Raw genomic sequence first — 26,364 nt, forward strand, 5'->3', positions numbered from 1 at the left:
TCAGTTACGACAACCCTGCTTTGGTCAAGCCATATGCCGCATCAGATGAACCCGGTACGGTGGCAAAGCCCACGTTCACCCGGTTCCAGGCATTGATGGCCATAACCGAGAAGGACAGATCGGAGATTTCCTGCTCGGACAGCTGTCCACGGACACGGTCATACAGCTCATCAGGCACGCCATGCTCCGGCAGCTTGGTCAGTACCTCCGTCCAGGCGAGTGCAGCCCGTTCACGCGGAGAGAACAGTGTTGATTCCCGCCAGATAGAGATGTGATAGAGACGCAGTTCACTCTCGCCGTTAATCTTGGCCTGCTTCACATGCATGTCCAGGCAGAAGCCGCAGCCGTTCATCTGTGAAGCCCGGATGGACACCAGATCTTCAATTTTCTCCTCAATAGAGCTGTTCTTCAGCGCCATGCTGAAATCGAGAAATTTCTTGAAAAGCTCCGGGGACTGCTGCATATAATTCACACGTTGTGCCATAACTATACTCCTCCTATTGGGCTGGTTGTAGTTAAGGTCCGGCCCGGCCCGTGTCTTCCTCCCGGTTGTTCCAGCCTTGTTCCGCCCTTCGGACATATAACGAGACAGCTATTCGTTCTGTGACAATGCAGCAGCAGATTTTTTGTCCGGTGCAGTTTTCGAACGTACCTGCCCTGAATAATAGGCACCTTCACGCATCCCCGCTCTCTCCTGTCACACATCTCCTCTTTATTTTGTCTACATTATAGCGGAGTTAGATTGACTATATATAAGGATTGGAAGTGGCGTTATGCAGGAGCTGTATGCCCAGTATAAGAACCTATTGTTTAAGCTTGCCTACCAGTTAACCGGATCAGCCGCCGATGCCGAGGATGCGGTTCAGGACGTATTCCTGAAGGTGTATGATGTGCCGCCGGAGCGGCTGGCCGAACCGAAAGCCTATCTGTGTAAAATGGTCACGAACCGCTGCCGCGATCTGCACAAATCTGCGCGCAGACAGCGGGAGGAATATTTCGGCGAATGGCTGCCCGAGCCTCTTGCCGGTACAGACGGGGATTCCATGGACTCCGTAATTCAGGATGATCTCTTATCCTATGCCATGCTTGTCCTGCTGGAGCGGCTGTCCCCTGCCGAGCGGGCCGTGTTTGTGCTGCGTGAAGCGCTGGGCTTTGAATATCAGGAGATTGCCGGACTGGTCGACAAAAGCGAACCGAACTGCCGCAAGCTCTTCAGCCGGGCCAGCGCCAAGATGGGTCTCGTCCCCGGAGAGCCTGTCCAGCCGGAGGCAGCTACAGAGGAATGGGTGCACGGGTTCCTGGCCGCCCTGAAGCAGGGCAACCTGAATCAGCTGCTGGAGATGCTTGATCCGGCAGCCGAGTTGATCGCCGACGGAGGAGGCAAAGTACGCGCTGCTGCCGAACCGGTAGTCACCCGCGAGCTTATCGCCCGCTTCCTGTTGGGACCTTTCCGCGGGGCAGCTACAATTAACGGTGAAGTGGCTATTGAAACCAGCCGGATTAACGGACAGCCCGGCCTGATCCTCCGCTCGGATGAAGGTATTCATACCATAGGACTTCTGCATATCCGGGACAATCTGATCCGGAATTTATATATTGTCCGCAATCCGGACAAGCTGCAGTATGCCGGGAGTTAGGGCGGGTAACGGGTTTCCGGAAGTGTTGTTCATGTCACGGACTGTACGGTGCCTTCACGACCACCCAGCCGTCAATCCTATGCTGTCTTTCATTACATCCCCTCCGGTGTGGTAATCGGCTCTATGACCGGAACCGCCATCCCGCATAGACGGGATTTGTCAGGACCGCTCATACCAGTACCCCGGAATGCCCCGCTCCAGCCGCATTAGCGCCTCCAGATAATAATAATCGCCCCAGATCGTGTAATCATCCGGCGAATCTCCGGCCCTGACTGAATACGAGCCATGCTTCAGCAGGCCTTCCGCTTCCCCGCTCCCATGGGTGGAATAGTGCTCCGCCAGCGCTCTCACTGCTGCCTCCGCCGCTTCCCGGAAGAACCGGTATTCCGGGTCTGCTTCGCCCAGCTGAGCGGCAATCTCCAGCAGTCCGCAGGCGGCAATCGCCGATGCGGAGCTGTCCCGCTTCGTGTCCGGTCCCACAGGAGCATCGAAATCCCAATACGCCACCCCATCCTCCGGCAGCTGTGACACGAAATAACGGCCCAGCTGCTTCGCCGTTTCCAGCATTTCCGCGCTCTGGAGATAACGGCTGATTAAGGCGAAGCCGTAGATGCCCCACGCCTGCCCGCGCGTCCAGGTCGAGCCGTCACCATAGCCCTGATGCGTTCCACCGCGGATCGCGTCTCCGGTAGCCGGGTCGAAGTAGAAGGTGTGATAGCTTGAGCCATCGCCGCGCACCAGGAAGCGGCGGGCTTTGCGGGCATGCAGCTCAGCTACCCGCCGGTAAGAGGCCACGCCTGTATGCTCATGCGCCCAGAGCAGCAGCGGCAGATTGAGCAGACAGTCGATAATAATCCGGCCGCCATTAACGGAATCGCCCTCCGGCCCCCAGGCCTGAATTAAGCCGGCCGCTTCGCGCCAGCGCTTCATCAGCATATCCGCCGCCTCCAGTGTCAGCTGTGCCGCCCCGGTATCCTGCTCAATGATCCACTGGGCTTTGGAGGACAGGGAATAGAGGAAGCCTATATCATGATGATCAAAAATGATCCTATGGTCCATGCGGTGCCGGAAGCTACGGACGGCTCTTAGCGCCTGTTCGCGGTAGACCGGGTCCTCACTGTATTCAGAGCACAGCCAGAGAATGCCGGACCAGAAGCCCGCTGTCCACTCCGTATTGTCATTCAGCGTGTAATGCTCTCCATCGGTACTCACATGGGGGAACCGGTCCCCGAATCTCAGGATATTCCGTTTGGTTACGCCAAGTGCGTCTTCAATCGCTTTTTGCCACATATCAGACATTGCTCCTCTTCATAGATTGCCCTGCTGGATCAGCCGGCTGTTCTGCTTGTACTGGCCGGGAGTGATCCCTTCGTATTTCTTGAATACACGGATGAAGGAATTGCTGTTCAGGAAGCCGACCAGCTCGGATACCTCCTGCACGGTCAATTCATCCTGCTGCAGAATTTTCTTGGCTTCTTCTATCCGGTACTGGTTGATATAGTCTATAACATTGGTGCCGGTCTGCTCCTTGAAATACTTGGAGACATACGTAGGATGGAACCGGAACCGTTCGGATATATGGGTCAGCCCCAAATTAACATCAGCGTAATTCTCATGAATGAATTCCAGGAGCTGATCCTTCAGCTCGGTATTATGGGAACGCTTGCGTTCATGCACCATTTGGCAGACCGTCTCCAGAATCTGCAGCAGTCCGGCTTCAATCTCCTCAAAGGTCTCACAGGCAAACAGCTGGCGGACCAGTTCATTGCGCCCGGCCGGCTCCTTCAGGTCATCGGTTTTGAGCTGCTCCGTTGCCTTCAGCATGGTGCCGATCAGTTCGAACATCAGGCAGCGGGCCAGCTCTACAGACAAGGGCTCCCCGGCAAAATTGGTCATCAGAATTTCGTTCATGACCTCAGTAGAGCGGGCATAATTACCTGTAGCGATATAATTGACAAGCTGACGCTCCAGATCAAGCGGATAATAGAGCTCTTCCTTGGGCTGCCGGATCCTGTGCTGGTCAATAATCTGGCCGATGCCAAGAATCAGCCGGTACTCCAGTGCCTCCTCTGACTCCTGGAAGCAGGCCGAAATCTCAGCAATGGACTTGTGGACGCTGCTGACTCCGACCGAGAAATAGATGAGGAAGCGTGAATGGATGAAATGCTGCGCCTCCCCGGCGGCGTGGATCAGCTGCGGGACGGCCTCCCCTGCATCCCCCCGGATATTGACCAGGAAGGCGATCCGCCCGTCCATTTCAGCGGAATAGACGGGACCGGCCGAGCCCATCAGTTCCTCCAGCACATTGGACAGAATCAGGTGGACGAACTGGCGCTTCTTCTCCTTGTCCTCAGGTGCCCGGGTACGGAAAAGCCCTTCATAATTCTCGATGTGCACCAGCAATACAGCAAAGGAGTCGCTTTCAAAACAGATGCCAAGGCGGTCCAGCTCCGCAGTAAGCCCTGCTCCCGGCTGCACCCGCCCTTTCAGCAGCCTTGCCAGGAAGCTGCTGCGCACCGTCATTTGCTGCTCCTTCAGCCTGCTGGCGAACTGATCCTGTTCTTCCCAGGCCCGGGTCAACACCGTTTGCAGAATACCGAATTCATCATCCGGCTGCTCCAGCTTCCCTTTGACTTTATCGGAAATAATACTCATAATCCGGCCAAGCGGGCGGTAATTACGCCGGGTGAACCACCAGGCAGCCACACCGCCCAGCAGCAGGACAGCTGCCACGCCGGTGAATGTGATGTTGCGGATCACCATCAGCTTCTTGGCATAAATGCGCGTGGGAACGATAGAGACATATTGCCAGTCCTGCACGTTAGAGGAGATCTGGGAGACCGTCACCGATTCCCCGTTCCAGTCTGCTGTTCCCGTCCGTCTTCCGCTATTCTTATTCTGCAGCAAATAGCTGTGTATCGTGTAAGGGGTTTCAACTGTCCCGGTAGAGAATAACGTACGCCCGTCCCGGTCGAGTATGAACACGATGCTCTCTTGTTCCAGACGCACATTGTTGATCGCCTGCTGAAACCGTTCCGGGTCCAGGGTAACCACGAAGGTGGCCGGACTGTTACCTGACAGCTGGATCGGAAAAGGCTGCAGGTAGACCAGCGTCTCCTCAATGCGGCGGTCCTCGCTGAAGACCTTCATTTTGCGGAATAGGCTCTCGTCCGAATCCTGCATCAGCCGGGTCCACTCCTGCTCGCTCACCCCGGTTCCCTCATAATAAATCTCATACAACAGGTTCTTGGAGACAAGCGATGAGGAGGACAGTGCCACATCTGCTGATTTCACGTAGATGTACAATTCACGAATCAATCCATTCCCGATCCGGATCGATTTGAGGTTCTTAATCAGCTCCAGTCCCATCAGCCGCCACCTGGCATCCTGTTCGGACGCGTGATTAATGAAGCTGCTCAGCTGGGAATCGGCCATCAGCTGGCTGCTGATGCTGCTGATATCTCCAATCTGGCTATCGATCGTCTCCTGTACCTGGGACAGCAGGACCCTGTTGGAGCGGCTGACCTCCTCCTCCAGCAGACTGCGGGACTCCGCAAATACGGCCGCACCGATGGTGACCGGAATGAGCAGGATGACCAGATAAGAGAGGCTCCAGGACAGCAGGATGCTTTTCTTCTTCATGGCTCTCCTCCTCTTGTTCATGATGATGGTGTAATCCGGATAGGGCCCCGGGTTATTCCTTGATCGCGCCAATCATGACGCCTTTCACAAAATACTTCTGTAAAAATGGATAGATAAAGAGAATCGGCAGCGTAGCCACCATTACCGTTGCGTATTTCACACTTTCTCCGATCGCTTCCTTATCCCCCATTGCCGCTGCGGTAGTCATTGAATCCGTGCTGTTCTGGATTAGAATTTCCCGCAATATCAGCTGAAGCGGGTACAGATTACGGTCGCGGATATACAGAATAGCGCTGAACCAGGAGTTCCAGTGGGACACTCCGTAGAATAGAATCATAACTGCAATTACCGGCATGGATAAGGGTACCACAATCCGCCAGAGAATTCGTACCTCTCCCGCACCATCAATTCTCGCTGATTCCAGCAGACTCTCGGAAATCTCCTGGAAGGCCGTACGCATAATGATCAGATTATAGCTGCTGACCAGTCCCGGTACAATCAGCGCCATCAGGTTGTTCCCCATGTGCAGCGTATTGTTAATCAGCAGATAGGTGGGAATAATCCCGCCGTTGAAGAACATGGTGAACACAATGGCCAGCATGATCGGATTGCGGAGCATGAAGCTTTTGCGGGACAGGGTATATGCACCCAGAATGGTGAACAGCAGATTGAGCGCCGTACCCAGCACCACGATCACAACCGTATTCCTGTAGCCGGAGAGAATGCTCGGATTGCTCAGCACCAGCTTGTAGCTGTCCAGATTGAACCCGTCCGGAAGAAGCAGCAGCCCGCTATGGGCCATCAGCCGGTTAGAGTCGCTTAACGATGCATTCAGCACATGCCACAGCGGATACAGGGTGATAATGATGAGAAGGAGCATGATCAGCGTATTGGCACTGTCAAACAGCCGTTCTCCTATGGTTCTTTTGATTTTCATGGGAATCCCTCACTTTGTCTTCCTGGTGAAGCGGCACTAGAACAGCTTGTTGTCAGATACCGCTTTGGACAGCCGGTTGGCGCCAATGAGCAGAATGAAGTTGACCACCGACTGGAACAGTCCGACGGCAGTAGTATAGCTGAACTCGGCACTCTCACTGATCCCTTTGCGGTAGACAAAGGTAGATATGACATCTGCCGTATCGTAGATATTCGGATTATAGAGCAGAATGACCTTCTCGAAGCCGATCTCCATCAGTCCGCCCACACGCAGAATCAGGAGAATAACAATCATCGGAATAATACCCGGCAGGGTGATATGCCATACCTGGCGCATCCGGCTGGCCCCGTCTACCTTAGAGGCGTCATAGAGTTCAGGATTAATACCGCTTAGCGCAGCCAGATAGATAATCGTCGAGAACCCCAGCTCCTGCCAGACCGAAGATGCAGTATAGATCGTACGGAAATTACCCGGATCACTCAGCAGTGCGCTGCTCTGCCCGCCAAAGAAAACAATTATGGAATTAAACAGCCCGTCGCGGGACGAGAAATCGACCACCATTCCGCAAATGACCACAATCGAGATAAAGTGGGGAATATAAGAGACGGTCTGCACCGTGCGCTTGAACATTTCATGCCTGAGCTCATTGAGCAGCAGCGCAAGCAGGATCGGAGCCGGGAATCCGAACAGCAGCTGATAGAAGCTTAAGACCAGCGTGTTTTTGAGAATCCGCCAGAAATAATAACTCTGGAAAAAATCGCGGAAATGCTGCAGCCCCACCCAATCACTGCCCCAAATTCCTTTGCCGACGGTATATTCCTTAAAAGCGACCACCGCACCATACATCGGCAAATACTTAAATACCAGAAAATACAATACAACCGGGAGTGCCATCCAGTAGATCGCTTTGTTCTTTTTATAATTCATCCATACCAGAGATAACTTCTGCGGCATAGTCTCCCTCCTTTCCTCTTCTTCATTGCAGGTCCGCGGGGGTAAAATTCTCATTCACCGCCCCGCGGACAGCTCCTCTGTCTTATCTGGCGTTATAGCGGTCTAAGGCTGCCTGCTGAATTTCAATCGCCCGCTTCACATTGAACTTGTCAATCTGGGCGGTGAACTTGCCGAAGTTCTCTATCGGTTCCGCACCGATGACGAATTTGATGAACATCTCATCACGGTAAGTAGTAATATCGCTCATGATTTTGCTGTACTCCGTGGACTCCTCTGTAGTCAGGCTGACCGGGGGAAGACCGACCTTGAGTGTGTTATCGCTGTATTTGGAAAAGAGCGCAACCGCGTCCTTCTGCTGCTGATACTGGTAATACTGCTCGTTGTACCGGTCATCATCCTCACCGACAAACGGATAATTGGCAATGAAATGCTTCGCCATCGCCTGAACCACCGACAGCCCGTCCGGATTCTTCAGAATCTCATCCGTGTAGGTCGGATATCCGTCCTTCATCGTGTACGTTACACCCTCTACGCCGAAGTTCTTCAGCATATGGCCTTCTTCACTGAAGAAGTAGTCCAGCGCCTTCACGGTTTCCTCCGGGTTCTTGTTGCTCTTGGTAATCGTCGCGCCGGCACCGCTCCACTCCCAGGACCGGCCGGTGAACATCGGCTCATCCCCCTTGTTCACTACAGGGTACTGCACCGCGGTAAGGTTGGCCGCCGGCTCCTTCTCCTGCAGTGCAGGCAGATAACGTCCAATGCCGCCGCCAATGAAGGCAAAGAAGGCGCCGGCCTGACCGCCCAGAATCTTGGCATCATAGGTTTTCTGATCATTCGTGGCGAAGTCAGGATCAATCAGGCCCTCCTGATACCAGCGGTGGAACGTGGTCAGGAATTCTTTGAATTCCGGCTCTGTCGGCCCGTAGGCTACCTTACCGTCCTTCAGGAAGATTGTATTCGTGATCCCGTAGGCTTCGAGGAAGGTAGGGGCCGCCGGGCCCATCGTAGTCAGCTTAGGCGGTGCACCGAACAGGAGCGGAGCGGTGACCCCTTTCTTTTCCTTGAACGCCTTCAATACCGTCTCCCATTCAGCGAGCGTCTCCGGCTGCTGGAGATTCAATTCGTCCAGCCAGTCCCGGCGGATGAATGTGCCTCCGAACGTCTTATATTTGCCCAGCCGCAGATGGGGAATCGCGTAGATGTCTCCGTTATCCGCTTTCAATTGTTTCGCGACCTCGGGATTCTCGTCCAGAATCTTCTTCAGGTTGGGCGCGTACCGGTCAATCAGGTCGTTCAGCTTAATGATCGTGCCGTCCGTGTACAGCTTGGAATAATCCCCGTAGACGAACATCACATCCGGCAGCTCATTAGAAGCCAGCATGACATTGAACTGCTCCGTCTCCGCACCGACGGCGGGATGCTGGAATTCCGTCTTAATGTTGGTCTTCTTCTCCCACTCCTGAATCGCCGTAATCTCACTCATGTTCTTCAGCGTAATTGACACATTCGTATTCAGTGACGCCCAGATCGAAATTGGGGTAGGCTCATCCGCTGCCGCTCCTCCGGCATTCCCGTTCCCGTTCCCGCCCGAGCAGCCTGCCAGTCCGCCTATAGCCAGCAGCAAGCTGGTGCCGAGCATCATCCGTTGTCTCCAAGATCTCTTCATCCCTTCACATCTCCCCCATGTGTTCTTAATAGAAAGGCCATCGCCGGAGGCACCGGTCCTGCAGTCTTGCGGTTTTGCGGTCCTGCGGCCCTACCGAAGCTGCCTCCTGCTCCTCCAACTTAACGCCGTACGCCAGCCTTGACTATCTCCCATTCTTGCTGCGATATCGATATATTGATTACTGCCTGTCCATCACAGGAATTGCATACGGATGCTAAGAAATCGAGATTGATTTCGCCTGATATTCCAATCCGGGTTATTGCGAGTGATGATTACGCTTTCATATTATATCAAACTGCAGCGTTGTCGCGGCATTGCACATACTCTCTCCCTGCACCGGAGTGGCAAATGTACTCGGTTTTTCATGTACATTTGGTTCGTCTAGCCTATCGTTGGCACATTGTACTCGGTTTTTCGCATACATCAGGCTCGTCTACCCTATCATTGGCACATTGTACTCGGTTTTTCGCATACATTCGGCCCATCTACCCTATCGTTGGCACAATGTACTCGGTTTTTCGTGTACATTCGGCTCATCCCCGTACCGCCCACTTTCAGCGGAATTAGAGGGTTTCAGCGGGTACCAATAATTTCCTATATAAAGAAAAAAGACACCGGTTAAGTGTCTTAAAGTCTTTGACATCAATCTATGCAATTCGCCCAGCCTGCAAGCCATCCGTCAGGAACTCGCCAACACCGCCAGCACCGTTTCCAGCACCACATTCACGCCCATCTCGCACTCATCATTAGAAGTGAGCTCTTCCTCGCAGTGGCTTTTCCCCTTCACACTGGGTACAAAAATCATCGCCGACGGCAGGAATCCGGCCACGAACTGGGCATCATGCCCTGCTCCGCTGGCCATCTTCCGGCTGCTATAGCCCAGTTTCCGGGTAGCTTGCTCAACCAGGGCACAGACCTCCGTATCGAACCATACGGTATCGCGTCCCCACAGCTTCGTCTTCGATACACTACACTCCAGCAGTTCTTCAGGCAGACCATTAATAATTGCCTCTACTTCACGGACAATATCCATGTCCTTATGCCGGGCTTCCACGGTGAAGATCACCTTGTTCGGAATAACGGTATGAATATTAGGCAGCACGTTCATTCTGCCCATGGTATAGACCAGTTCGGAGTCCAGTACAGCCAGCTTCCGCCGCAGCTCCGTAATAATATCTGTAGCGGCAAAAAGCGCATCCCTCCGCATATCCATCGGCGTAGTACCGGCGTGATCCGATTCGCCTGTCACTTCAATCTCATAGCAGGCCATCCCGACTACACAGTCGACCAGGCCGATCTTGAGATTCTCTCTCTCCAGCACAGGACCCTGCTCGATATGCAGCTCCAGATAAGCCGTTGCTTCGCTGATCCGGTTCTCCGCATCGCCCGCATAGCCGCTGGCCTGCAGCGCTTCACCGAAGGTCGTACCCTCCGGGTCCTTCTTCTTCAGCATCTCTGCCTTGTCGAACTTGCCCGCCAAGACACCCGAAGCCATCATCGACGGCTCGAAGCGGGCACCTTCCTCGTTGGTGAAGTTCATCACTGTTATTGGCAAGCGCGGCTTAATGCCATGGTCAACCAGGGTTCTTACCACTTCCAGACCGGTGATTACGCCGAGCACCCCATCGAATCTGCCACCTTTCTTGACGGTATCCAGGTGCGATCCGATCACTACAGGCGGACCTTCTTCGCTTCCCGCAAGTGTGGCATACATATTTCCCATGTCATCTACTTTCACAGCCATTCCTAACTCAACACAACAGGAAGTGAAATAGCCGCGCACCTGCACATCCTGCTCCGACAGCGATAACCGGGTGACCCCGTTGTTGTCCGTCCGCCCGAAATCGGCGAAGGTCTCGATCGTATTCTTCAATCTCTCACCGTTCACGAATATCTGCTGCAGCTGCATGGCCCTATTCCTCCGTTTCGAACGCTCATTTATATGAAACGAACTTGAAGTCCCCGATTTGGGTGTTGTTCGCGACTGCGGTAGCCCTCCGTCACTCTCACCCATTCGCAAGTTTAGTTCGTTTTATATAGAATTATTGCTTTCTATATATGTTATACCATTCCGTATTATTTTCATTTTACAGACTGTAATAATTTTTTTTGGTTTTGTTCACGTTATGTTATAACGCGATTGGGGAAGTCTGATAGAATATGAGCTGGTAGGAAGCATAATTTGAGAGGAGCTAAGCATATGAATACCCTTTTGCGCAGCGGCACAGCCGAAGCTGTGATCAGTTCACTCGGAGCCGAGCTGATCAGCTTCAGAAGAACGGATACGGAGACCGAATATATGTGGAGCGGGGATGCCGCCTATTGGACAGGCCGTTCACCGGTACTTTTCCCGATTATCGGCGCAGCCATCCAAGGCGAGATCAAAGCGGACGGGCAGGCTTATAAGATTGCCAATCACGGCTTCGCCAGACGCAGTGAATTCACGCTGCAGGAGGCAAGCGATACCCAGGCAGTCTTCCTTCTCTCCCATAGTGAGAGCACGTTGGCGGTCTACCCGTACAAATTCAACCTGTTCCTCACCTATATCCTGAGCGGAAGCACCCTTGAGATCAGCTACCGTGTGGAAAATACAGATGAACAGGAGATCTTCTTCCAGCTTGGCACCCATCCTGCATTTAATTGCCCGATTGACGGCAGCGGAGCATTCAGCGACTATTATCTTGAATTCGCGCAGCCGGAGAATCTGGAGCGCTTGTTCCTGAACAAAACCGGCCAGCTCATTAACGGGCAGACTGACCCGCTTCTACAGAATGAGAACATTCTGCCGCTAAACCATGAGATGTTTGAGCATGACGCACTCGTCTTCAAGAATGTAAGCTCGCAGTCCGTAGCGCTGAAGAGCAAGCTCTCTGCCAAAAGCGTAAGCGTGGCTTACCACAACTTCCCCGATCTTGGGATCTGGCAGCCGAAGAACGCACCGTTCCTGTGCATCGAGCCTTGGCATGGTGTAGCAGACAGTGAAGGCTTCACCGGAGAAATCCGGGACAAATCGGGAGTCATCTCCCTGCCGCCGGGCGGCCAGTCTACAAGCTCGCTTACGATTACGTTCAACTAACCGGTTGTTGCTCCACCGCTTCCTGAAGAACAAAAAGGCCGCAGCCACCTTACGGTGGGTGCGGCTTTTTGTGTCAAATTAGAATCCATATCCTACGCTTACGGAAGCAGGCCGTCCAATAAGTAAACTAAAGTAGTATATACAACCTTTTGCTGCCAATAGTAAGCTTAAGGTAGTTAATTCACTACACATAGAATGGGAGAAATGGATAAGGGAGTGGAGTATATGCAAGGATTGTCAGTGGCTATCTGCACGAGGAATCGGGTACAGGACCTGACACGGTGCATTCATTCTATAACTAAACAAGACATAGGCAGGACATACCCCATTGAGGTCATACTTATAGATGACGGCGAAATACCAGCCCGTGTACTTACTGAATTTGAAGCTTTACTTACCGGATACGGTTATCCTTTAACTTATTTCAAGAAGACGGACCGGGGATTGTGGCTGTCCCGGATCAAAGCCGTGGAGCTGTCCACTATGGACAAGATCCTCTTCCTGGATGATGACGTCGAAATCCCCGCCCATTACCTGTCTACCTTGATTCAAACCTACGATGATTATCCTAACTGCGCAGGAGTCGGCGGTATCGCCATCGGGATGCGGAACAGCTTCCTTGGAACCATCCGCTGCCTGCTGTCCTTCCAGCAATCCCTGTCGAGCGGCAAGCTCTCCTTAAGCGGTCAAGCCGGGTCCATGTACAACTGGCATAAAGCCCGGAAGATCTTCAAGACTGAATTCCAGCATGGCTGCAACATGTCCTTCAAAAAAGCGGCAATTCAGGACCTGAAGCCCGTTCCCTGGCTTACCAGCTACAGCGTAGGTGAAGATATTCTCATGTCCCGCATCGCCCGGAGCTCCGGACCTTTGTATATCAATCCTGAACTCAAGCTGCTGCATCATGAATCTCCGGCCTCCAGGGACAATCTCGAGGATGTCGCCTATACCCGTGTGCTCAATCATGTGCATCTGCTCAAGGATAAACGGTCGGGCCCCATCGGCTATCTCGCCCTGATGTGGACCACGCTCTACCTCATTCTCCGCGAGCAGCCCAAGAAGAATGTCGCCGCGATCAAAGGATATAAGAAGGGGCTGAAGGAGATTTTTAACAGACAGACCGCCGGGTAACCCGTCAAAACTCAGGAAGGGAGTGGAGTTATGAGTGTAAGCATTGTAGTTCCCATGTACAATTTAGAGCGTTATGTGGCTCCATTGCTGGATTCACTCCTGGACCAGAGCGAGAAGCGGTTCGAAGTGATTATGGTCGACGACGGTTCTACAGACCGTACGTACGAAGTGGCCGAAGCCATTCTGGCGCGGCATCCCATATTGAGAGCCCAGCTGATCCGCACGGCCAATGCCGGAGTGAGCGCGGCCAGAAACACCGGGCTTGCAGCGGCCAGCGGCGACTATGTGCTGTTCCTGGACGGGGATGATTATATCGCCAGCGGACTGGTGCAGAGCATTGAAGCCCATACCTGGAGCGCCGCTCCGGATATTCTCTGCTGGGGGTACAGTCTGGTCCGCGAAGACAAGTCCACCATTGTAAACTTCACTTCAGCGGCAAGCGACACTACGGGGAGCGAAGCGCTGAAGAATATTTTTGTGCATCGAAGCCTCAGAATCTGGACCGGCAGCATCGCCTTCAAACGGACCTTTCTGCTGGAGAACGGCATCCGCTACACCGAACGCTGCGTGAACGGGGAAGATCAGGAATTCATCTACAAAGCGCTGTCGCGGGCCTCGCGGACCATATCCATCCCGGATGTGCTGTCCTTCTATCTGCAGAGAACCTCCTCCATCTCCAATACGTATAACGTGAATAAATTCGACATGGTCGATGCATTCAAGCGGGTGGCTGATTATTTCAGAGCCCATCCCTTTGACGGGACATCTGAGATATCCGAATTACTGCTGAACCGGGAGCTGACCGAGAACTACTTTTACAATCTGAAGACCTGTCTGAACGGCACTGCGGGGATGGATGTGAGGCGTCTGCTTCAGGATATAGATGCCCGTTATCCCGGACTTCCCCAGGAGATGCGGCCGATCATACGTCAATACCAGGGGGACGACCGCCAGCTCGCGCTGCAGATCAGAGCCTTCTTAATCTCCCCGTCCTTGTACGGAGCGCTGATTGTTATTGATAGAAACTGGGTCCAGTTCAAACATAAGCTCAAAACCGTGATGGGCAGAAAGGAAATCAAGATATGAAGAAGACGATGATGATCAATGCATATACAGAGTTCAATTTGGGCGATGATTTGTTCATAAAAGTGTTATGTGAGCGATACCCCGGTACCCGGTTTATGCTGATTGCCCCGCAGCAATATAAGCTCGTCTTCAAAGATCTCCACAACCTCAAGGTGTATGCCTCGGACTCCGTGCTGCTGCGGGGGATCAACTATATTTTCCGCAAACTAAAGCTTCATCCGAACTTCGTACAGAAGCTGCTGACGGATCAGGGCGACGGAACCGTGCATATCGGCGGGTCTATTTTTATGCAGGGTGAACAGTGGGAAGAATATGTGGCTGGTGCTGAAGCCCTCCGCAATAAAAGCAAACCCTACTACCTGATGGGCGCGAACTTTGGTCCGTATAAGGATGAGGCCTACTACCAGCAATATAGGGAAATCTTCCAGAATTATGCCGATGTCTCTTTCCGGGAGCAATATTCCTATGACCTGTTTAAGGATCTGGACAATGTGCGGCTTGCGCCGGATATTATTTTTCAGTTGAAATACAGCGGCGGAAAAGCTCCGGTCGTGACGGGTAAGACCCTTGCCATTTCCGTGATCAAGCCTTCGTCCAAAGCTTTAGACGGTTTTGACAACCTCTATTATGAAAAAATGAAAGATGTTGCAATCTATTTCATTCAGCAGGGGTATGATGTGCATTTCATGTCCTTCTGCCAGCATGAAGGGGACCAGGAAGCGATCAGTCTGATCCTGAATCTGATTCCGGCGGAGCTTCAGGCCCACACCCACGCTCATCTCTACAAAACAGATATGGATGAGATTCTCGCCGTGCTGTCCGGGGCAAGCTGCATCGTCGCCTCCAGATTCCATGCAATGATCCTAGGCTGGGTATTCGGCAAACCGGTGTTTCCCGTAGCTTACAGCAACAAGATGATCAACGTGATGCAGGATGCTTATTTCGGGGGAGCGTATACGGACTTCGCCCATCTGGCTGAGCTTACACCCGAGCAGGTCTATGAGAGTATGGCTGCGGGTACGCTCGATGTAACGCTGCAGGCGAACCAGGCGGAGAAGCATTTCAAGCAATTGGATGCTTATCTGACACCCGAACCGCTGCTGGAAGGGAGAAGAAGCTATGAAAGCTAAACGGAGCATGCTGAACCTGGGCTTCGGGCTTACCAGCCAGGTGATTACCATTATCCTCGGTTTCTTCATCCCCCGCCTGATCATGGTTAACTACGGCTCGGAAGCGAACGGACTGATTGCCTCGATTGTGCAGATTATCAGTTATTTCGCCCTGCTTGAGGCAGGGGTTGGTGCGGCATCGCTGCAGGCACTCTATAAGCCGGTGGCCGGCAACGACCGGGGCCATATCAACTCCATCCTGGCCGCTACCTCCAGCTACTACAAAAAAACCGGGATCTACTATTTCATCTCGGTCGTGCTGCTGTCGGTCATCTATCCGCTGGTTATCCATTCGGAGATCAGCAGCATTAGCATTGCAGCGATTATCCTGTTCTCCGGCCTCGGCGGAGCAATCAATTATTACTTCCAGGGCAAATTCAGGGTCCTCCTGATTGCTGAGGGTAAAAGCTATATTGAGACCTCTATCGTCACAGTAGCGAACATTCTGAACAACGTGGTGCGGATCATCCTGCTGCTGCAGGGCGTGAACATCATCGCCGTCCAGGCCTCGTTCTTCGTGCTGACCCTGCTGCAGATTGTTGCGTTCTACATTTATGCGAAACGGCATTACAAATGGATGGACCTCAGCATGAAGCCGGATTTCACTGCGATCGGGCAGAAGAATTCCGTTATGGTGCATGAGATTTCTTATCTCGTCTTCCGTAATACGGACGTGCTGATCCTGACGATCTTCACCAACCTGAAGATTGTCAGCATCTATGTCATGTACAATATGATCTTCACCATCGTCGACAACATCGTCCAGACCGTCAACGGCAGCGTCAAATCGGCGCTGGGGCAGAGCTATCATGAGGGCAAGGAGGCCTTCATCAAATTCTATGATGCTTACGAGGTCTACTTTATGGGCCTGATCTTCTCCATCCTGACGGTGGTCTACATTCTGATCCTGCCATTCATGCGGCTGTACACCGCCGGGGTCAACGATGTGAATTATATCAATGTCTGGCTGCCGGTTCTGTTCGTGGCGATCAAGCTTCTGACCAATGCCCGCACGTCGTCGAACAATCTGATCACCATTGCCGGACATTTCCGCAACACACAGTTCCGTTCGATTCTGGAGTCAGCGATCAACCTCGGAGCTTCGATTGTGTTCGTAATCTTCTTCGGAATCTACGGTGTGCTGATGGGAACTATTGTCGCTCTGCTCTACCGTTCGATCGATATTGTGGTCTACGCCAGCAGAGTGCTGCTGGAGCGCAGCCCGTGGATCACCTTTCGCAGATGGCTTACGAACGTCGCCGTCTTCGCGGCAATCGTGTTCATTACGACCAAGCTGAATCTGAGCATCACCTCCTACACCGGCGTAATCCTCTGGGGCGCGCTGCTGGGTGTGATTATCCTGCCGATCTATTTCCTGGTGGGCTCTCTGATGGAACGCGAGGTCTTCCTCTACACCTGGAGCTACGCCAAGAAATTCAGAACGAAGCTCAAGCTTAAGCGGAAGGTTGCGGCCGGGCAGACGCTGTAATGCTGGAAATGGGGTAGTGCAGATTCCCATTCCAGCCGCATGCAAGCTGCCAGAACACCTCCCCCAGTTTTTTAAGTGGAAAAACGTAGCTTAATTTACCGTTTTTCGCACTCTGTACGCGAATAGTTGGAAAAAAGGCATTTACTTGCTGCCCTCCAGCCCTCTTCCCGCGAAATGTGCATTTTTAAGTGGAGTTTTTCCAACTAACTTTAGAATGATCCTCACAATCGGGAACATAAATGGAGAAAATCCAACTATTTAAATTACGCTGATGATTTTCACAACATTTAGCCTATGCTTCCGAAGCGAGTTTTATTGCGAAGCGAACCAGGAAGCATTGCTCCATAAAACTTTTAGGAGGACTGATTATGGATCACCGCGGGGACTTACATGAAGCAGGACTGCATCTGCTGCATCAGCTGAGTGACGATATTCATCATCCGCCCGCCGGGGGTCTGACCCGTGAGGAGCTGATCCGCCAGGCCAGGAATATCAGCAGCAGCGAGAGTGATGCCGGAATCAAAGAACATCTGGAGACGCTGAACGGTGTCCTGGATGCCTTTCTGGCAGGCCGGGCTTCGGATGACGCGCTCCAGTATTATGTCAGCACTCAATTTAATATTCAGATCGATGAAATTAACGGGTTCATGCAGGCGCTTTCCGCACTCAGCAGCAGCGTGCCTGATACGCAGGAGTCTACACTCAACCTGGACGCCGGTTCCGCAAGCCATCCGAAGGTCAGTGTAATTATTACTACTTATAATAGAAAAGATTTCCTGCAGCAGGCAGTGAACAGCATTCTGCGGCAGGATTATCCGCATACCGAAATTATCGTCATTGACGATTGCTCCAGCGACGGTACGCAGGAGATGATGAACGCCACCTTCGGAGCAGAGCCGCGCGTCATCTTCATGCAGAATGAGACCAACAGCGGACCCGGAAATAACCGCCGCAGAGCGCTGGCCGCACATGGCGACGGGGAATTCATCCTGTTCCTGGACGATGATGACTATCTTATTGACCGCAGCTATTTCACCAAAGCCGTGAAGGTTCACCGGCTGCATCCGGAGCTGTCTTTTGTCGCCGCAAACGTATTCCTGGAGTATTCCCAGTCGCAGAAGCTCACTATCTCCAGTCTGGAGCTGAGTCCCGTCACGGACAAACACGACTATTTCATGAACTTCGAGCGGAAGAACTATCCCAAGCCGGCATCAACTTTAACCGCCATATTCAAGCGTGAGGCACTGATGAGCATGGATATTCTGAATATGAGTATGGTCAACGATGCTTCCATATACCTGCGGGCGCTGCTGATCGGCGATGCCGGGTTTATTGATACGCTGGCGGGCGTGTACCGGATTCACGGCAACAATATCACCTTCAATCTCAGCCAGTCGTTCCTGATCGAGAATCTGGAGGAGAAGCGCAACATCCGCAATATGGCCGTCGAGCGCTTCGGCTACAGCAAGGCGGAAATGAATGAGTGGTTCAACCATAACGTCTATGATACGATCTCTTACTACCTGATGAACTCCGCCAAAAGCCACAGCGACTTCAAGTTCATGTACAGCTGGGCGAGCAATCACTCTCCTCAGGCCTACAATCAATTGAAGCGCCAGTTCCGCACCAAGCTGATGAAAAAACAGCTGCTCCGCGTTTCCTTCGTACGGGCGCTGATGAACCGGTGACGGGACAGACCGGCTAGATGGAAGGTGTAACTCTCCACACAAAAAGCAGCTTCCCCTTATAAGGAAGCTGCTTTTTGTTCTGCCCGCCTTAGCCTTCCTGCAGCAGCGTATCCAGCAGCCGGAAGGCTTCTTCCAGCGCAGGCTTGGACACTCCGCTGTAAAGATCCCCGATGTTCAGCTCATACGAGCATGAAGCTTCCCCTGTTTCTTTCAACCGCGGGGTCAGCCCGATTCCCGTCTCTGTGTACACCTGAATCAATACCGGAGCAACCTGCTCCCTGGATAACGCGAAATGTACATGGAACATATTCGAGACCGGCACCTCCGGCAGCGTAGACACCTTATGGCAGCTGTTGAATAAGGCAGCCAGCTCCTTGGCCTGCTCATAATACCCGGCCATCCGGCCGATCCGCTGCCCGTAATAATACTTAGCTGTCAGGATATACGGATAGAGACTGATCAGGTCACCGCCATGGCGCCGTTTCCAGATCTTCGACGCCTCCGTGAATTCCCGGCTTCCGGCCAGGATCGCTCCGGCAATTCCGCCGATGCCTTTGTAGAAGGAAATATATACGCTGTCGAACAACCCGCAGACCTCGGCAGCTGTCTTGCCGTAGTATGGCAGCACTTCGAACAGCCGCGCCCCATCCAAATGAAGTATGATTCCCTGCTCCCGGCAATAGGCCGAAATAGCTTCCAGCTCAGCATATTCCGGCAGCTGCCCGCCGATCTCCCGCTGGGGAAGCTCAAGCAGCAGACAAGCAATACCCGGCCCCATATTCTTCACATCATCCATTGTGATCAGGCGGTCTTTATCTGCCAGCAGCAGCGGCTCCAGATGATGCAGCTCCTTCAGCCCGTCCTGCTCATGAATCTCCAGGTGGCAGAGCGGGTGGTAGGCCACTCTTCTGCTGCCCTTACGGTCACTCCAGATCCGCAGGGCGATCTGTTGGGCCATCGTGCCGCTGGGGAAGAATACACTGCTTTCCTTGCCGAGCACCCCGGCCATCTCCGCCTGGAAATCCTCTATTACTGCGCCTGACCCATACAAGTCGGCAGCGAGATGCTCCTCCACTCCGGCCAGCGCTTCTTTCAGCACGGATATCCCTCTTTTTCCATGGCCTGCCAGCTGCACTTCTGTCCCGTTATAAGCTTCCAGTAAAGCATTCTGCTCATTCATTCCGCTAATCCGCTCCCTTTAAATATGCTCGATCTGTACGAATACTTGAAATTATATCATTTTCCGCTAAAATACCCGATTTATTTGAAAGTTCACATGATATTCCCCTGATCCAAGGTGAAATAAGTTGACCGCTGTGCTACAATATTGGAATTGCAAAGGCAATCGCTTAGGGAGGTTTATAAAAACACCATGCTTATTATTGGTATCGCCGGCGGGACCGGTTCCGGCAAAACGACGGTAGCGCGCTCCGTTATTGACCGTCTTGGATCTGACAAAGTGACGTTCATATCTCAGGATAACTACTATAAAGACCATTCTTACCTCAGCATGGCTGAACGCGGTGCGATTAATTACGATCACCCGCTGGCCTTTGATACGGAACTGCTGATAGAGCATTTAGATTGTCTGAAAGCCGGACAAGCCGCATTTGCCCCAGTGTATGATTTCACCGTGCATGCCCGCTCTACCGAGAAGACCGTTCGGCTTGCACCGAACAATATCGTCATCCTTGAAGGGCTTCATGTCCTCTCCGACGAGAAGCTGCGCGAGCAGCTGAACATTAAGGTATTCGTGGATACCGACCCCGATGTGCGTATCCTTCGCCGGGTACTGCGCGATATCGAGGAACGCGGCCGGACGATCCGTTCGATCCACACCCAATATCTGACCACGGTTAAGCCGATGCACGAAGCTTTTATTGAGCCGTCCAAGAAATACGCTGACCTGATTATTCCGGAAGGCGGACAGAATGAAGTAGGGATTCAGCTGCTGTCCGTATTGACCGAGAAATATCTGTCCGGCGATCATCAGTGGACGTAAGCAGAGCAGCAATCTGCCTATACCTTAGTTGAATGAGAGCTGTCCGGCCGTGCCGGGCGGCTTTTTGCTGTGGCTGGTGGCTGGATGCAGTGGCTCTCCGGAGTCACCAACGATTCTTCCATACGAAGAATACATAACATCACTTCCAGCAGACTTATGAAATATAGAGCCAACAGGCTCAGATGCAAACCTCAAACCCTTTATCTATGTTATATTACCTTACATAATTTTCATGCACGCAATGAAATTTTCTGCATTTTCAGCAACACATTCCTTTATCTTGTTATATTTATTGACTGGTAGCGCTTTATTAACGAAATAACTGTTGATTATTTCCGTTCCATCCACTATGATTAGTGCAACAGGGCGGCCTAAAAGTTAAAGCGGTTAAACTTATTATTATTTATCTCTATTAAATGGGCGAATTTCTACTTTCATTTATCATTAAAGTTAAAGCGCTTATACTTTTAAGAAAGAAAGGCTGGTGTGTTCGTGATTAAGAGTGAGAGCCGGCGGCAGACGTTCTACATGTATCTGTTCATTTCCCCATGGCTGATTGGCTTCCTTATCTTCGCCCTCTATCCTATCTTGTCGTCGCTGTACTACAGTTTCACCGATTATGACATTATTCATCCGCCCAAGTTCATCGGTCTCGCCAATTACACGGAAATGTTCCATAACGAGCTGTTCTGGCGGTCCGTAACAGTCACGCTAAGATATACCTTCATCAGCGTGCCGGTGCAATTGCTGCTCGGTCTCGGGTTCGCTCTGCTGCTGCATCAGACCATCCCCTGGCGTGGTTTCTTCCGGACAGCGATGTATTTCCCGAGCATGGTCTCCGGCGTTGCGATGTCGCTCCTCTGGTACTGGATCTTCAACCCGCAGATCGGCCTCTTCAACTATATGCTCTCCTGGTTCGGCATCCACGGCCCGGCCTGGCTGATGAATCCCGATACGGCGCTCTACGCCCTGATTATCATGTCCTTCTGGACAGCGGGCTCGGGCATGATTCTCTTCCTCGCTGGTCTGCAGGGGGTCCCGGCCAGCCTGATTGAAGCCGCTAACCTGGACGGGGCAGGACGCTTCCGCATTTTCATGAATATCACTCTGCCGATGATCTCACCAGTCCTGTTGTTCCAGCTGATTATGGGTCTGATCGACTCCTTCCAGGTGTTCACGCAAGCCTTCGTCATGACCCAAGGGGGGCCTAACTACTCCACCTGGTTCTACGTCTACAATCTGTATACCAGTGCCTTCAAGGAATACCGGGCCGGTTACTCTTCCGCGCTCGCCTGGGTCCTGCTGATTGTCGTCATGCTGTTCACGGCCATTATTATGAAGCTGTCTAACCGTTATGTCCACTATGAAGGAGGCAGCCGCCGATGAGTACCGTTAAGGCCGCGAGCCCGCTCGGCCCGCCTTCCCGGCTGCGCCGGAGGGCGGATCCCGTGAAGATCGCCAGCTTCATCACACTGATAATCACCACATTCCTCATGCTGCTGCCGCTGTTCTTCATGGTCTCCACCTCGCTGAAGTCGAAACGGGAAATGCTGAAGTTCCCGCCGACCTTCCTGCCGGAGAGCTGGGCCTGGAGCAACTATACCGAAATCTTCGAGACTCTACAGTTCGGCACACTGTACAAGAACAGCCTGATTATCGCCGGCCTCTCCGTCTTCGGCACCCTGCTCTCTTCGGCGCTGGTCGCTTACGGGTTCGCCAGATACCGGGGACGCGGCAACAACTTCTGGTTCATCCTGCTGCTGAGCACCATGATGCTGCCTTATCCGGCGATTATGATTCCGCAGTTCGTGCTGTTCTCCAAAATGCAGTGGATCGACACCTTCCTGCCGCTGATCGTCCCCGCCTTCTTCGGCTCGGCGTATAACATCTTCCTGCTGCGGCAGTTCTTCTCTACATTGCCCGAGGAATTGTTCGACGCCGGACGGATTGACGGCTGCGGCGAGCTGCGGATGTGGCGGACCATCGCGCTTCCGCTGTCTGCACCGGCGCTGGCGACCGTGGCGATCTTTGCTTTTATCTACAGCTGGAATGATCTGCTGACTCCTGTGCTCTACTTAAGCTCTTCGGACAAATTCACGCTTCCGGTCGGCATGGCCTCGCTCACCTCATCACGTTTCCGCATACCGCCGTGGCATCTGCTGATGGTCGCCTCTGTCCTGGCTATGGTTCCGATTGTCACTCTGTTCGCTATCGCCCAGAAGCAGTTTGTGGAGGGCATTGTGCTGACAGGCATTAAGTAATCCGGGTCCACAATACTTGAAATCATGGAGGGAATGAACAATGAACAAGATCATGAAGAGCAAGAGGTCGGCCGTCCTGCTTACAACAGCCCTGACAGCAATGGTAGCTATATCGGGCTGCGGCGGCGGCAAATCAGCAGGGAATGTCACAGCAGGGGACAGCGGAGCCGGGAACTCCGGCGGGTCAAGTGAACAGGTGACCATATCCCATTATACGATTGACTCGGAGGACCGCACGTTCATTGAGAAGCTGATTCCAGACTTCGAGAAAGAGCACCCGAATATCAAGGTCAAGGTAGAGAAAGCACCTTATGAGCAATTCGACAGCAAGCTGCAGACACTGATTGCCGGCGGTAATTCTCCGGATGTTACGAGCCACTACGGATACGGCGGTTTCGCCGAGTATTACAACAAGGGCATGCTGCTTGATCTGACCGACCTTATTCAGGAAGACGGCTTCAAGGCGGAGGACTACAATATCCCTGAGAATCTGATGAAAATCTACACGGTGAACGACCGCACCTACGGTATACCGGTCAATATGTATGTCACCCTGATGCTCTACAACAAGGATATGTTCGATGCGGCAGGTGTCGCCTATCCGCCAAGCGATTATGAAGATAAGAGCTGGACGTTTGAGCGGATGGTTGAGGATGCCAAGAAGATGACCCTCGTCTCCGAGGATATCGCCAAAACGCAATACGGCGTAGACTTCACCTGGGCGGAACGGGATATGCGGCCGCTGTACTTCGGGGCAGAGCCTTACTCCGCGGATACCTGGACCAACGGCGGTGTTCCTTCCGAGACACATTTCGACTCCCCTGAGGTCATTGCCGCTTACCAGAAGCTGTTCGACCTTGTCTTCAAGGATAAGGTGTCCCCCACTTCCGAGTGGAGTAAAAGCGTAGCCGGACAGAACGGTGACCCGTTCGTTGCAGGCAAGATCGGGATGTCGATCGGCGGTTCCTGGAACCTCGCTGGGGCTAACGATTTTCCGTTCAAAATCGGCGTAGCCGCAGTGCCGTGGGGCGGCAATGAGCAGGTGCGCAGCACACTGTTCGTCGATCCGCTGCTGATTCTGAAGGATTCGAAGCATCCGAAGGAGGCTTTTGAATGGATCAAATACCTGATGACCACCGAGGTCCAGGAGAAGTCCATTGAGCTTAGCGGCGGCAATCCGCCGGTCAACACTGAAGCTGCTGAGGTTTACTACAAGCATTTTGACGGCATTGATCCGGCGGATGTGAAGAAGGTCTACGAGGGTGCAGTCAAATACGGCTATGAATCCTATAACCATCTGATCACCAACTACTCGCAGATCAACGACATGTTCATTAATGAGCTGCAGCCTGTCGAGACCGGACACAAGACGCTGGAAGAGGTTATGCCGGTGATTCAGAAGAAAGTAACGGAGATTATCAAAAGATAAGGCGGCTTCAGCCGCTGTGGCAATTATACGTTTAGCGGAACACCGGCGCTCCCTGTATACTGAAGATAGATACTAGCACCGGAAAATCCGCCGCAAGGAGCGTTTGAGATGAAAGTAAGTATTTTTGATGTAGCCAAAAAATCAGGGCTGTCCGTGGTCACCGTATCGCGGGTATTAAATGGTGCCGGATCTGTGCGGGAGAACAACCGCCAGAAGGTGCTTGATGCGATCAAAGAGCTGGATTACCGCCCTAATGCAGCTGCACGCAGTCTGGCCAGCGGCAAGACCGGCATCATCGGCCTGATTGTAACGACACTTCAGGATTCCTTCTTCGATGCGGTGGTCAAAGAGCTGAATGAGACGCTGGCCCTGCATGGTTATTTCCTGGCCATCTCCATCTCTACGGGCATCGGCTCGGACGAGAATCACTATCTGATTCAGGAAGACCGTGTAGACGGGCTTATCCTGCTCTCGCCGATGAAAGAAGACAATTATATCATGGAGCTGAAACGGCGGGGTATCCCCTATGTACTGATTGACAATCAGTTGCCGGAGAACGATACCTACTCGATTACCATCGATAACTTCAAAGGCGGATATGCCGCGGCCAGCCACCTGCTGGAGCTGGGGCATACCTCCATCGCCCATATCTGCGGGCAGGAAATGTTCCGCAGCACGCGGGAACGGCGCGCCGGCTTCCAGCAGGCACTGCAGGACCGGGGGATTACCCCGTTCGAAATCGTCTCCGGCGAATTCGAGATCGAGATGGGTTACAGCACGGCGAGACGCTGGCTGCAAGCGGGCACACTCCCCACGGCTGTATTCGCCGGAGATGACAATATCGCTCTTGGCGTCATCAACGCCCTGATGGAAGCGGGGGTGCGGGTGCCTGAGGAAGTCGCAGTGGTCGGCTATGACGACCACTATATTGCTTCCCAGCTCCGCCCGCATCTGACCACCCTGCGCCAGCCGGCGGACAAGATCGGTGTGGCGGCAGCTGATATGCTGCTGCGCAGACTGAGCGGCGAGATGAAGCGCGGCTCGAACATCCGGATCGATCCGGAGCTGATCGTACGGGAATCTACGCTGAAATCCTGATGATGGGATACTATCAAAACTATGCATATGCTTCCGAGGCGAGTTTTGCGAAGTGAACATCGAAGAAGGTTAGGCTATAAAACTTTAGGAGTGACGACCATTGGCTTACTACTTGGGGATCGATGGGGGAGGCAGCAAAACCTACGCCCTGCTAAGCGATGAACATGGCCATATCCTCGGCAAAGGCAGGAGCGGCAACGGCAATCACCAGACCGGAGCGCAGCTGGCGGCGGTAAGTATCCGCGAAGCCGCCTCTGCCGCACTGGCTGAAGCCGGACTCCGGCTGGATCAGATCCGGCATACCTATCTGGGGCTTGCCGGGGCCGACCGCAAGACGGATTATGACATCCTTCATCCGATGATACGCGGAATCGGATTCACAGAATATACGATCAGCGGTGACCCGATGATCGGCCTGCGGGCGGGTACGGACCGCCCTTACGGGGTAGCCCTGATCTGCGGCACCGGCACCAACGCAGCCGGCCGCAACCCGCAGGGCCAGCACTTCCAGTGCGGCGGCTTCGATTATATGTACGGCGATTTCGGCGGCGGCGGAGCGCTGAATATCGAGGTCTTCCGTACGGTCATCCGCGCCTGGGACGGCCGGGAGGCCGCAACCCTCATGACCGGGCCGCTCTTGAAGCTGCTCGGCTATGAACGGGTAGACGACATGTACGATGATTTCCTGGATCACGGTAAGCATGTGCCGCTGGATGCCGCCCGCCTGCTCTTCCCGGCGGCGGCCGCAGGCGATGCTGCGGCGCTCGCCATCCTGCACCGTCAGGGCGTGGAACTGGGCAAGGCGGCAGCCGCCGTTATCCATAGATTAGGCATGGAGAACGATGGTTTTGATGTAGTGCTGGCCGGAAGCCTGCTGACCCGGGGCGACCGCGGCTGGATCCGCGGCCCGATCGAACGGGCTGTGCGGGAAGCCGCACCGGCCGCAGCTGTAGTTACTTTGTCTACGGAGCCAGTCGTCGGCGCCCTCTGGTCTGCGCTGGAGAGTGACGGCATCACGATAAGCGATGAACTCTATAAGAAAATGCGCCCCTTTGAAGAGTTTGAATATATCCCTATCACAACAAGACAGGAGTGATTC

Annotated in this window: 21 protein-coding genes; 13 read left to right on the top strand and 8 right to left on the bottom strand. The window is 53.2% G+C overall.

Features of this window, described 5'->3' with window-relative positions; genetic code table 11:
* Positions 1–4: 4 nt before the first annotated feature.
* Positions 5–484 (bottom strand): carboxymuconolactone decarboxylase family protein, encoded by a 480-nt coding sequence (locus tag MKZ24_RS03285; protein WP_340781302.1) that lies wholly within the window; start codon positions 482–484, stop codon positions 5–7.
* 289 nt (positions 485–773) lie between these two features.
* Between MKZ24_RS03285 and sigJ the strand changes: the two genes are divergently transcribed.
* Complete coding sequence (gene sigJ / locus MKZ24_RS03290; RefSeq protein ID WP_340781303.1) at positions 774–1,637, top strand: RNA polymerase sigma factor SigJ; 864 nt, start codon at positions 774–776, stop codon at positions 1,635–1,637.
* Between the two features lie 159 nt (positions 1,638–1,796).
* Here the strand turns inward: sigJ and MKZ24_RS03295 are convergent, their stop codons facing one another.
* The 6 genes from MKZ24_RS03295 to MKZ24_RS03320 form a co-directional block, all read right to left on the bottom strand.
* Entirely contained in the window at positions 1,797–2,927 is a 1,131-nt protein-coding gene (locus MKZ24_RS03295; RefSeq protein ID WP_340790033.1) for a glycoside hydrolase family 88 protein, read from the bottom strand.
* Between the two features lie 18 nt (positions 2,928–2,945).
* Positions 2,946–5,279: a helix-turn-helix domain-containing protein gene (locus MKZ24_RS03300; RefSeq protein ID WP_340781304.1), complete on the bottom strand. Its 2,334-nt coding sequence runs from the start codon at positions 5,277–5,279 to the stop codon at positions 2,946–2,948.
* A gap of 52 nt (positions 5,280–5,331) precedes the next feature.
* Positions 5,332–6,216, bottom strand: a complete 885-nt coding sequence (locus MKZ24_RS03305) for a carbohydrate ABC transporter permease (RefSeq protein ID WP_042132829.1) — start codon at positions 6,214–6,216, stop codon at positions 5,332–5,334.
* Positions 6,217–6,252: 36 nt separating this feature from the next.
* On the bottom strand, positions 6,253–7,170 hold the full coding sequence (locus tag MKZ24_RS03310; protein WP_340781306.1) for an ABC transporter permease: 918 nt from the start codon (positions 7,168–7,170) through the stop codon (positions 6,253–6,255).
* A gap of 82 nt (positions 7,171–7,252) precedes the next feature.
* Positions 7,253–8,836, bottom strand: a complete 1,584-nt coding sequence (locus tag MKZ24_RS03315) for an extracellular solute-binding protein (RefSeq protein ID WP_340781307.1) — start codon at positions 8,834–8,836, stop codon at positions 7,253–7,255.
* Positions 8,837–9,515: 679 nt separating this feature from the next.
* Entirely contained in the window at positions 9,516–10,745 is a 1,230-nt protein-coding gene (locus tag MKZ24_RS03320) for a Zn-dependent hydrolase (RefSeq protein WP_340781308.1), read from the bottom strand.
* Between the two features lie 291 nt (positions 10,746–11,036).
* Between MKZ24_RS03320 and MKZ24_RS03325 the strand changes: the two genes are divergently transcribed.
* From MKZ24_RS03325 to MKZ24_RS03350, 6 genes are all read left to right on the top strand, one after another.
* Positions 11,037–11,912, top strand: a complete 876-nt coding sequence (locus MKZ24_RS03325; protein ID WP_042231726.1) for an aldose 1-epimerase family protein — start codon at positions 11,037–11,039, stop codon at positions 11,910–11,912.
* Positions 11,913–12,137: 225 nt separating this feature from the next.
* Complete coding sequence (locus tag MKZ24_RS03330) at positions 12,138–13,043, top strand: glycosyltransferase family A protein (protein WP_042241313.1); 906 nt, start codon at positions 12,138–12,140, stop codon at positions 13,041–13,043.
* A 30-nt stretch (positions 13,044–13,073) separates the two neighbouring features.
* Complete coding sequence (locus tag MKZ24_RS03335) at positions 13,074–14,129, top strand: glycosyltransferase family 2 protein (RefSeq protein ID WP_042231722.1); 1,056 nt, start codon at positions 13,074–13,076, stop codon at positions 14,127–14,129.
* Positions 14,126–15,259: a polysaccharide pyruvyl transferase family protein gene (locus MKZ24_RS03340; RefSeq protein WP_042231719.1), complete on the top strand. Its 1,134-nt coding sequence runs from the start codon at positions 14,126–14,128 to the stop codon at positions 15,257–15,259. Before MKZ24_RS03335 ends, MKZ24_RS03340 begins: the two co-directional genes overlap by 4 nt.
* Complete coding sequence (locus tag MKZ24_RS03345) at positions 15,249–16,787, top strand: lipopolysaccharide biosynthesis protein (RefSeq protein WP_042231716.1); 1,539 nt, start codon at positions 15,249–15,251, stop codon at positions 16,785–16,787. Before MKZ24_RS03340 ends, MKZ24_RS03345 begins: the two co-directional genes overlap by 11 nt.
* Positions 16,788–17,155: 368 nt before the next feature.
* Positions 17,156–18,475 carry a glycosyltransferase family 2 protein gene (locus tag MKZ24_RS03350; RefSeq protein ID WP_052415885.1) on the top strand — a complete coding sequence of 440 codons (1,320 nt, stop codon included), beginning with the start codon at positions 17,156–17,158 and terminating at the stop codon, positions 18,473–18,475.
* An 88-nt stretch (positions 18,476–18,563) separates the two neighbouring features.
* Here MKZ24_RS03350 and MKZ24_RS03355 read toward each other — a convergent pair whose 3' ends face one another.
* A complete protein-coding gene (locus MKZ24_RS03355) occupies positions 18,564–19,655 on the bottom strand; it encodes a threonine aldolase family protein (RefSeq protein WP_042231713.1) in 1,092 nt (363 codons plus the stop codon).
* A gap of 192 nt (positions 19,656–19,847) precedes the next feature.
* Here MKZ24_RS03355 and udk point away from each other — a divergent pair, with 192 nt between their 5' ends.
* The 6 genes from udk to MKZ24_RS03385 all read left to right on the top strand — a co-directional run bounded on the left by udk (position 19,848) and on the right by MKZ24_RS03385 (position 26,361).
* On the top strand, positions 19,848–20,477 hold the full coding sequence (gene udk, locus MKZ24_RS03360; RefSeq protein WP_039296931.1) for a uridine kinase: 630 nt from the start codon (positions 19,848–19,850) through the stop codon (positions 20,475–20,477).
* A gap of 528 nt (positions 20,478–21,005) precedes the next feature.
* The gene (locus tag MKZ24_RS03365) at positions 21,006–21,863 is read left to right on the top strand and encodes a carbohydrate ABC transporter permease (protein ID WP_042241310.1); all 858 of its coding nucleotides are present in this window, start codon (positions 21,006–21,008) and stop codon (positions 21,861–21,863) included.
* On the top strand, positions 21,860–22,738 hold the full coding sequence (locus MKZ24_RS03370; RefSeq protein WP_052415883.1) for a carbohydrate ABC transporter permease: 879 nt from the start codon (positions 21,860–21,862) through the stop codon (positions 22,736–22,738). Before MKZ24_RS03365 ends, MKZ24_RS03370 begins: the two co-directional genes overlap by 4 nt.
* Positions 22,739–22,778: 40 nt before the next feature.
* On the top strand, positions 22,779–24,167 hold the full coding sequence (locus MKZ24_RS03375) for an ABC transporter substrate-binding protein (RefSeq protein ID WP_052415881.1): 1,389 nt from the start codon (positions 22,779–22,781) through the stop codon (positions 24,165–24,167).
* 108 nt (positions 24,168–24,275) lie between these two features.
* Entirely contained in the window at positions 24,276–25,265 is a 990-nt protein-coding gene (locus MKZ24_RS03380) for a LacI family DNA-binding transcriptional regulator (RefSeq protein ID WP_042231710.1), read from the top strand.
* Between the two features lie 100 nt (positions 25,266–25,365).
* On the top strand, positions 25,366–26,361 hold the full coding sequence (locus tag MKZ24_RS03385) for an N-acetylglucosamine kinase (RefSeq protein WP_042231706.1): 996 nt from the start codon (positions 25,366–25,368) through the stop codon (positions 26,359–26,361).
* Positions 26,362–26,364: the final 3 nt, after the last annotated feature.

This window comes from Paenibacillus sp. FSL R7-0297 (assembly GCF_038009025.1).
In the GTDB taxonomy this organism is placed as follows: domain Bacteria; phylum Bacillota; class Bacilli; order Paenibacillales; family Paenibacillaceae; genus Paenibacillus_AQ.

Excerpts from the sequence above, each read along its gene's own strand:
- MKZ24_RS03285 (WP_340781302.1), bottom strand. The coding sequence starts at position 484 with ATGGCACAACGTGTGAATTATATGCAGCAGTCCCCGGAGCTTTTCAAG.
- sigJ (WP_340781303.1), top strand. The coding sequence starts at position 774 with ATGCAGGAGCTGTATGCCCAGTATAAGAACCTATTGTTTAAGCTTGCC.
- MKZ24_RS03295 (WP_340790033.1), bottom strand. The coding sequence starts at position 2,927 with ATGTGGCAAAAAGCGATTGAAGACGCACTTGGCGTAACCAAACGGAAT.
- MKZ24_RS03300 (WP_340781304.1), bottom strand. The coding sequence starts at position 5,279 with ATGAAGAAGAAAAGCATCCTGCTGTCCTGGAGCCTCTCTTATCTGGTC.
- MKZ24_RS03305 (WP_042132829.1), bottom strand. The coding sequence starts at position 6,216 with ATGAAAATCAAAAGAACCATAGGAGAACGGCTGTTTGACAGTGCCAAT.
- MKZ24_RS03310 (WP_340781306.1), bottom strand. The coding sequence starts at position 7,170 with ATGCCGCAGAAGTTATCTCTGGTATGGATGAATTATAAAAAGAACAAA.
- MKZ24_RS03315 (WP_340781307.1), bottom strand. The coding sequence starts at position 8,836 with ATGAAGAGATCTTGGAGACAACGGATGATGCTCGGCACCAGCTTGCTG.
- MKZ24_RS03320 (WP_340781308.1), bottom strand. The coding sequence starts at position 10,745 with ATGCAGCTGCAGCAGATATTCGTGAACGGTGAGAGATTGAAGAATACG.
- MKZ24_RS03325 (WP_042231726.1), top strand. The coding sequence starts at position 11,037 with ATGAATACCCTTTTGCGCAGCGGCACAGCCGAAGCTGTGATCAGTTCA.
- MKZ24_RS03330 (WP_042241313.1), top strand. The coding sequence starts at position 12,138 with ATGCAAGGATTGTCAGTGGCTATCTGCACGAGGAATCGGGTACAGGAC.
- MKZ24_RS03335 (WP_042231722.1), top strand. The coding sequence starts at position 13,074 with ATGAGTGTAAGCATTGTAGTTCCCATGTACAATTTAGAGCGTTATGTG.
- MKZ24_RS03340 (WP_042231719.1), top strand. The coding sequence starts at position 14,126 with ATGAAGAAGACGATGATGATCAATGCATATACAGAGTTCAATTTGGGC.
- MKZ24_RS03345 (WP_042231716.1), top strand. The coding sequence starts at position 15,249 with ATGAAAGCTAAACGGAGCATGCTGAACCTGGGCTTCGGGCTTACCAGC.
- MKZ24_RS03350 (WP_052415885.1), top strand. The coding sequence starts at position 17,156 with ATGGATCACCGCGGGGACTTACATGAAGCAGGACTGCATCTGCTGCAT.
- MKZ24_RS03355 (WP_042231713.1), bottom strand. The coding sequence starts at position 19,655 with ATGAATGAGCAGAATGCTTTACTGGAAGCTTATAACGGGACAGAAGTG.
- udk (WP_039296931.1), top strand. The coding sequence starts at position 19,848 with ATGCTTATTATTGGTATCGCCGGCGGGACCGGTTCCGGCAAAACGACG.
- MKZ24_RS03365 (WP_042241310.1), top strand. The coding sequence starts at position 21,006 with ATGTATCTGTTCATTTCCCCATGGCTGATTGGCTTCCTTATCTTCGCC.
- MKZ24_RS03370 (WP_052415883.1), top strand. The coding sequence starts at position 21,860 with ATGAGTACCGTTAAGGCCGCGAGCCCGCTCGGCCCGCCTTCCCGGCTG.
- MKZ24_RS03375 (WP_052415881.1), top strand. The coding sequence starts at position 22,779 with ATGAACAAGATCATGAAGAGCAAGAGGTCGGCCGTCCTGCTTACAACA.
- MKZ24_RS03380 (WP_042231710.1), top strand. The coding sequence starts at position 24,276 with ATGAAAGTAAGTATTTTTGATGTAGCCAAAAAATCAGGGCTGTCCGTG.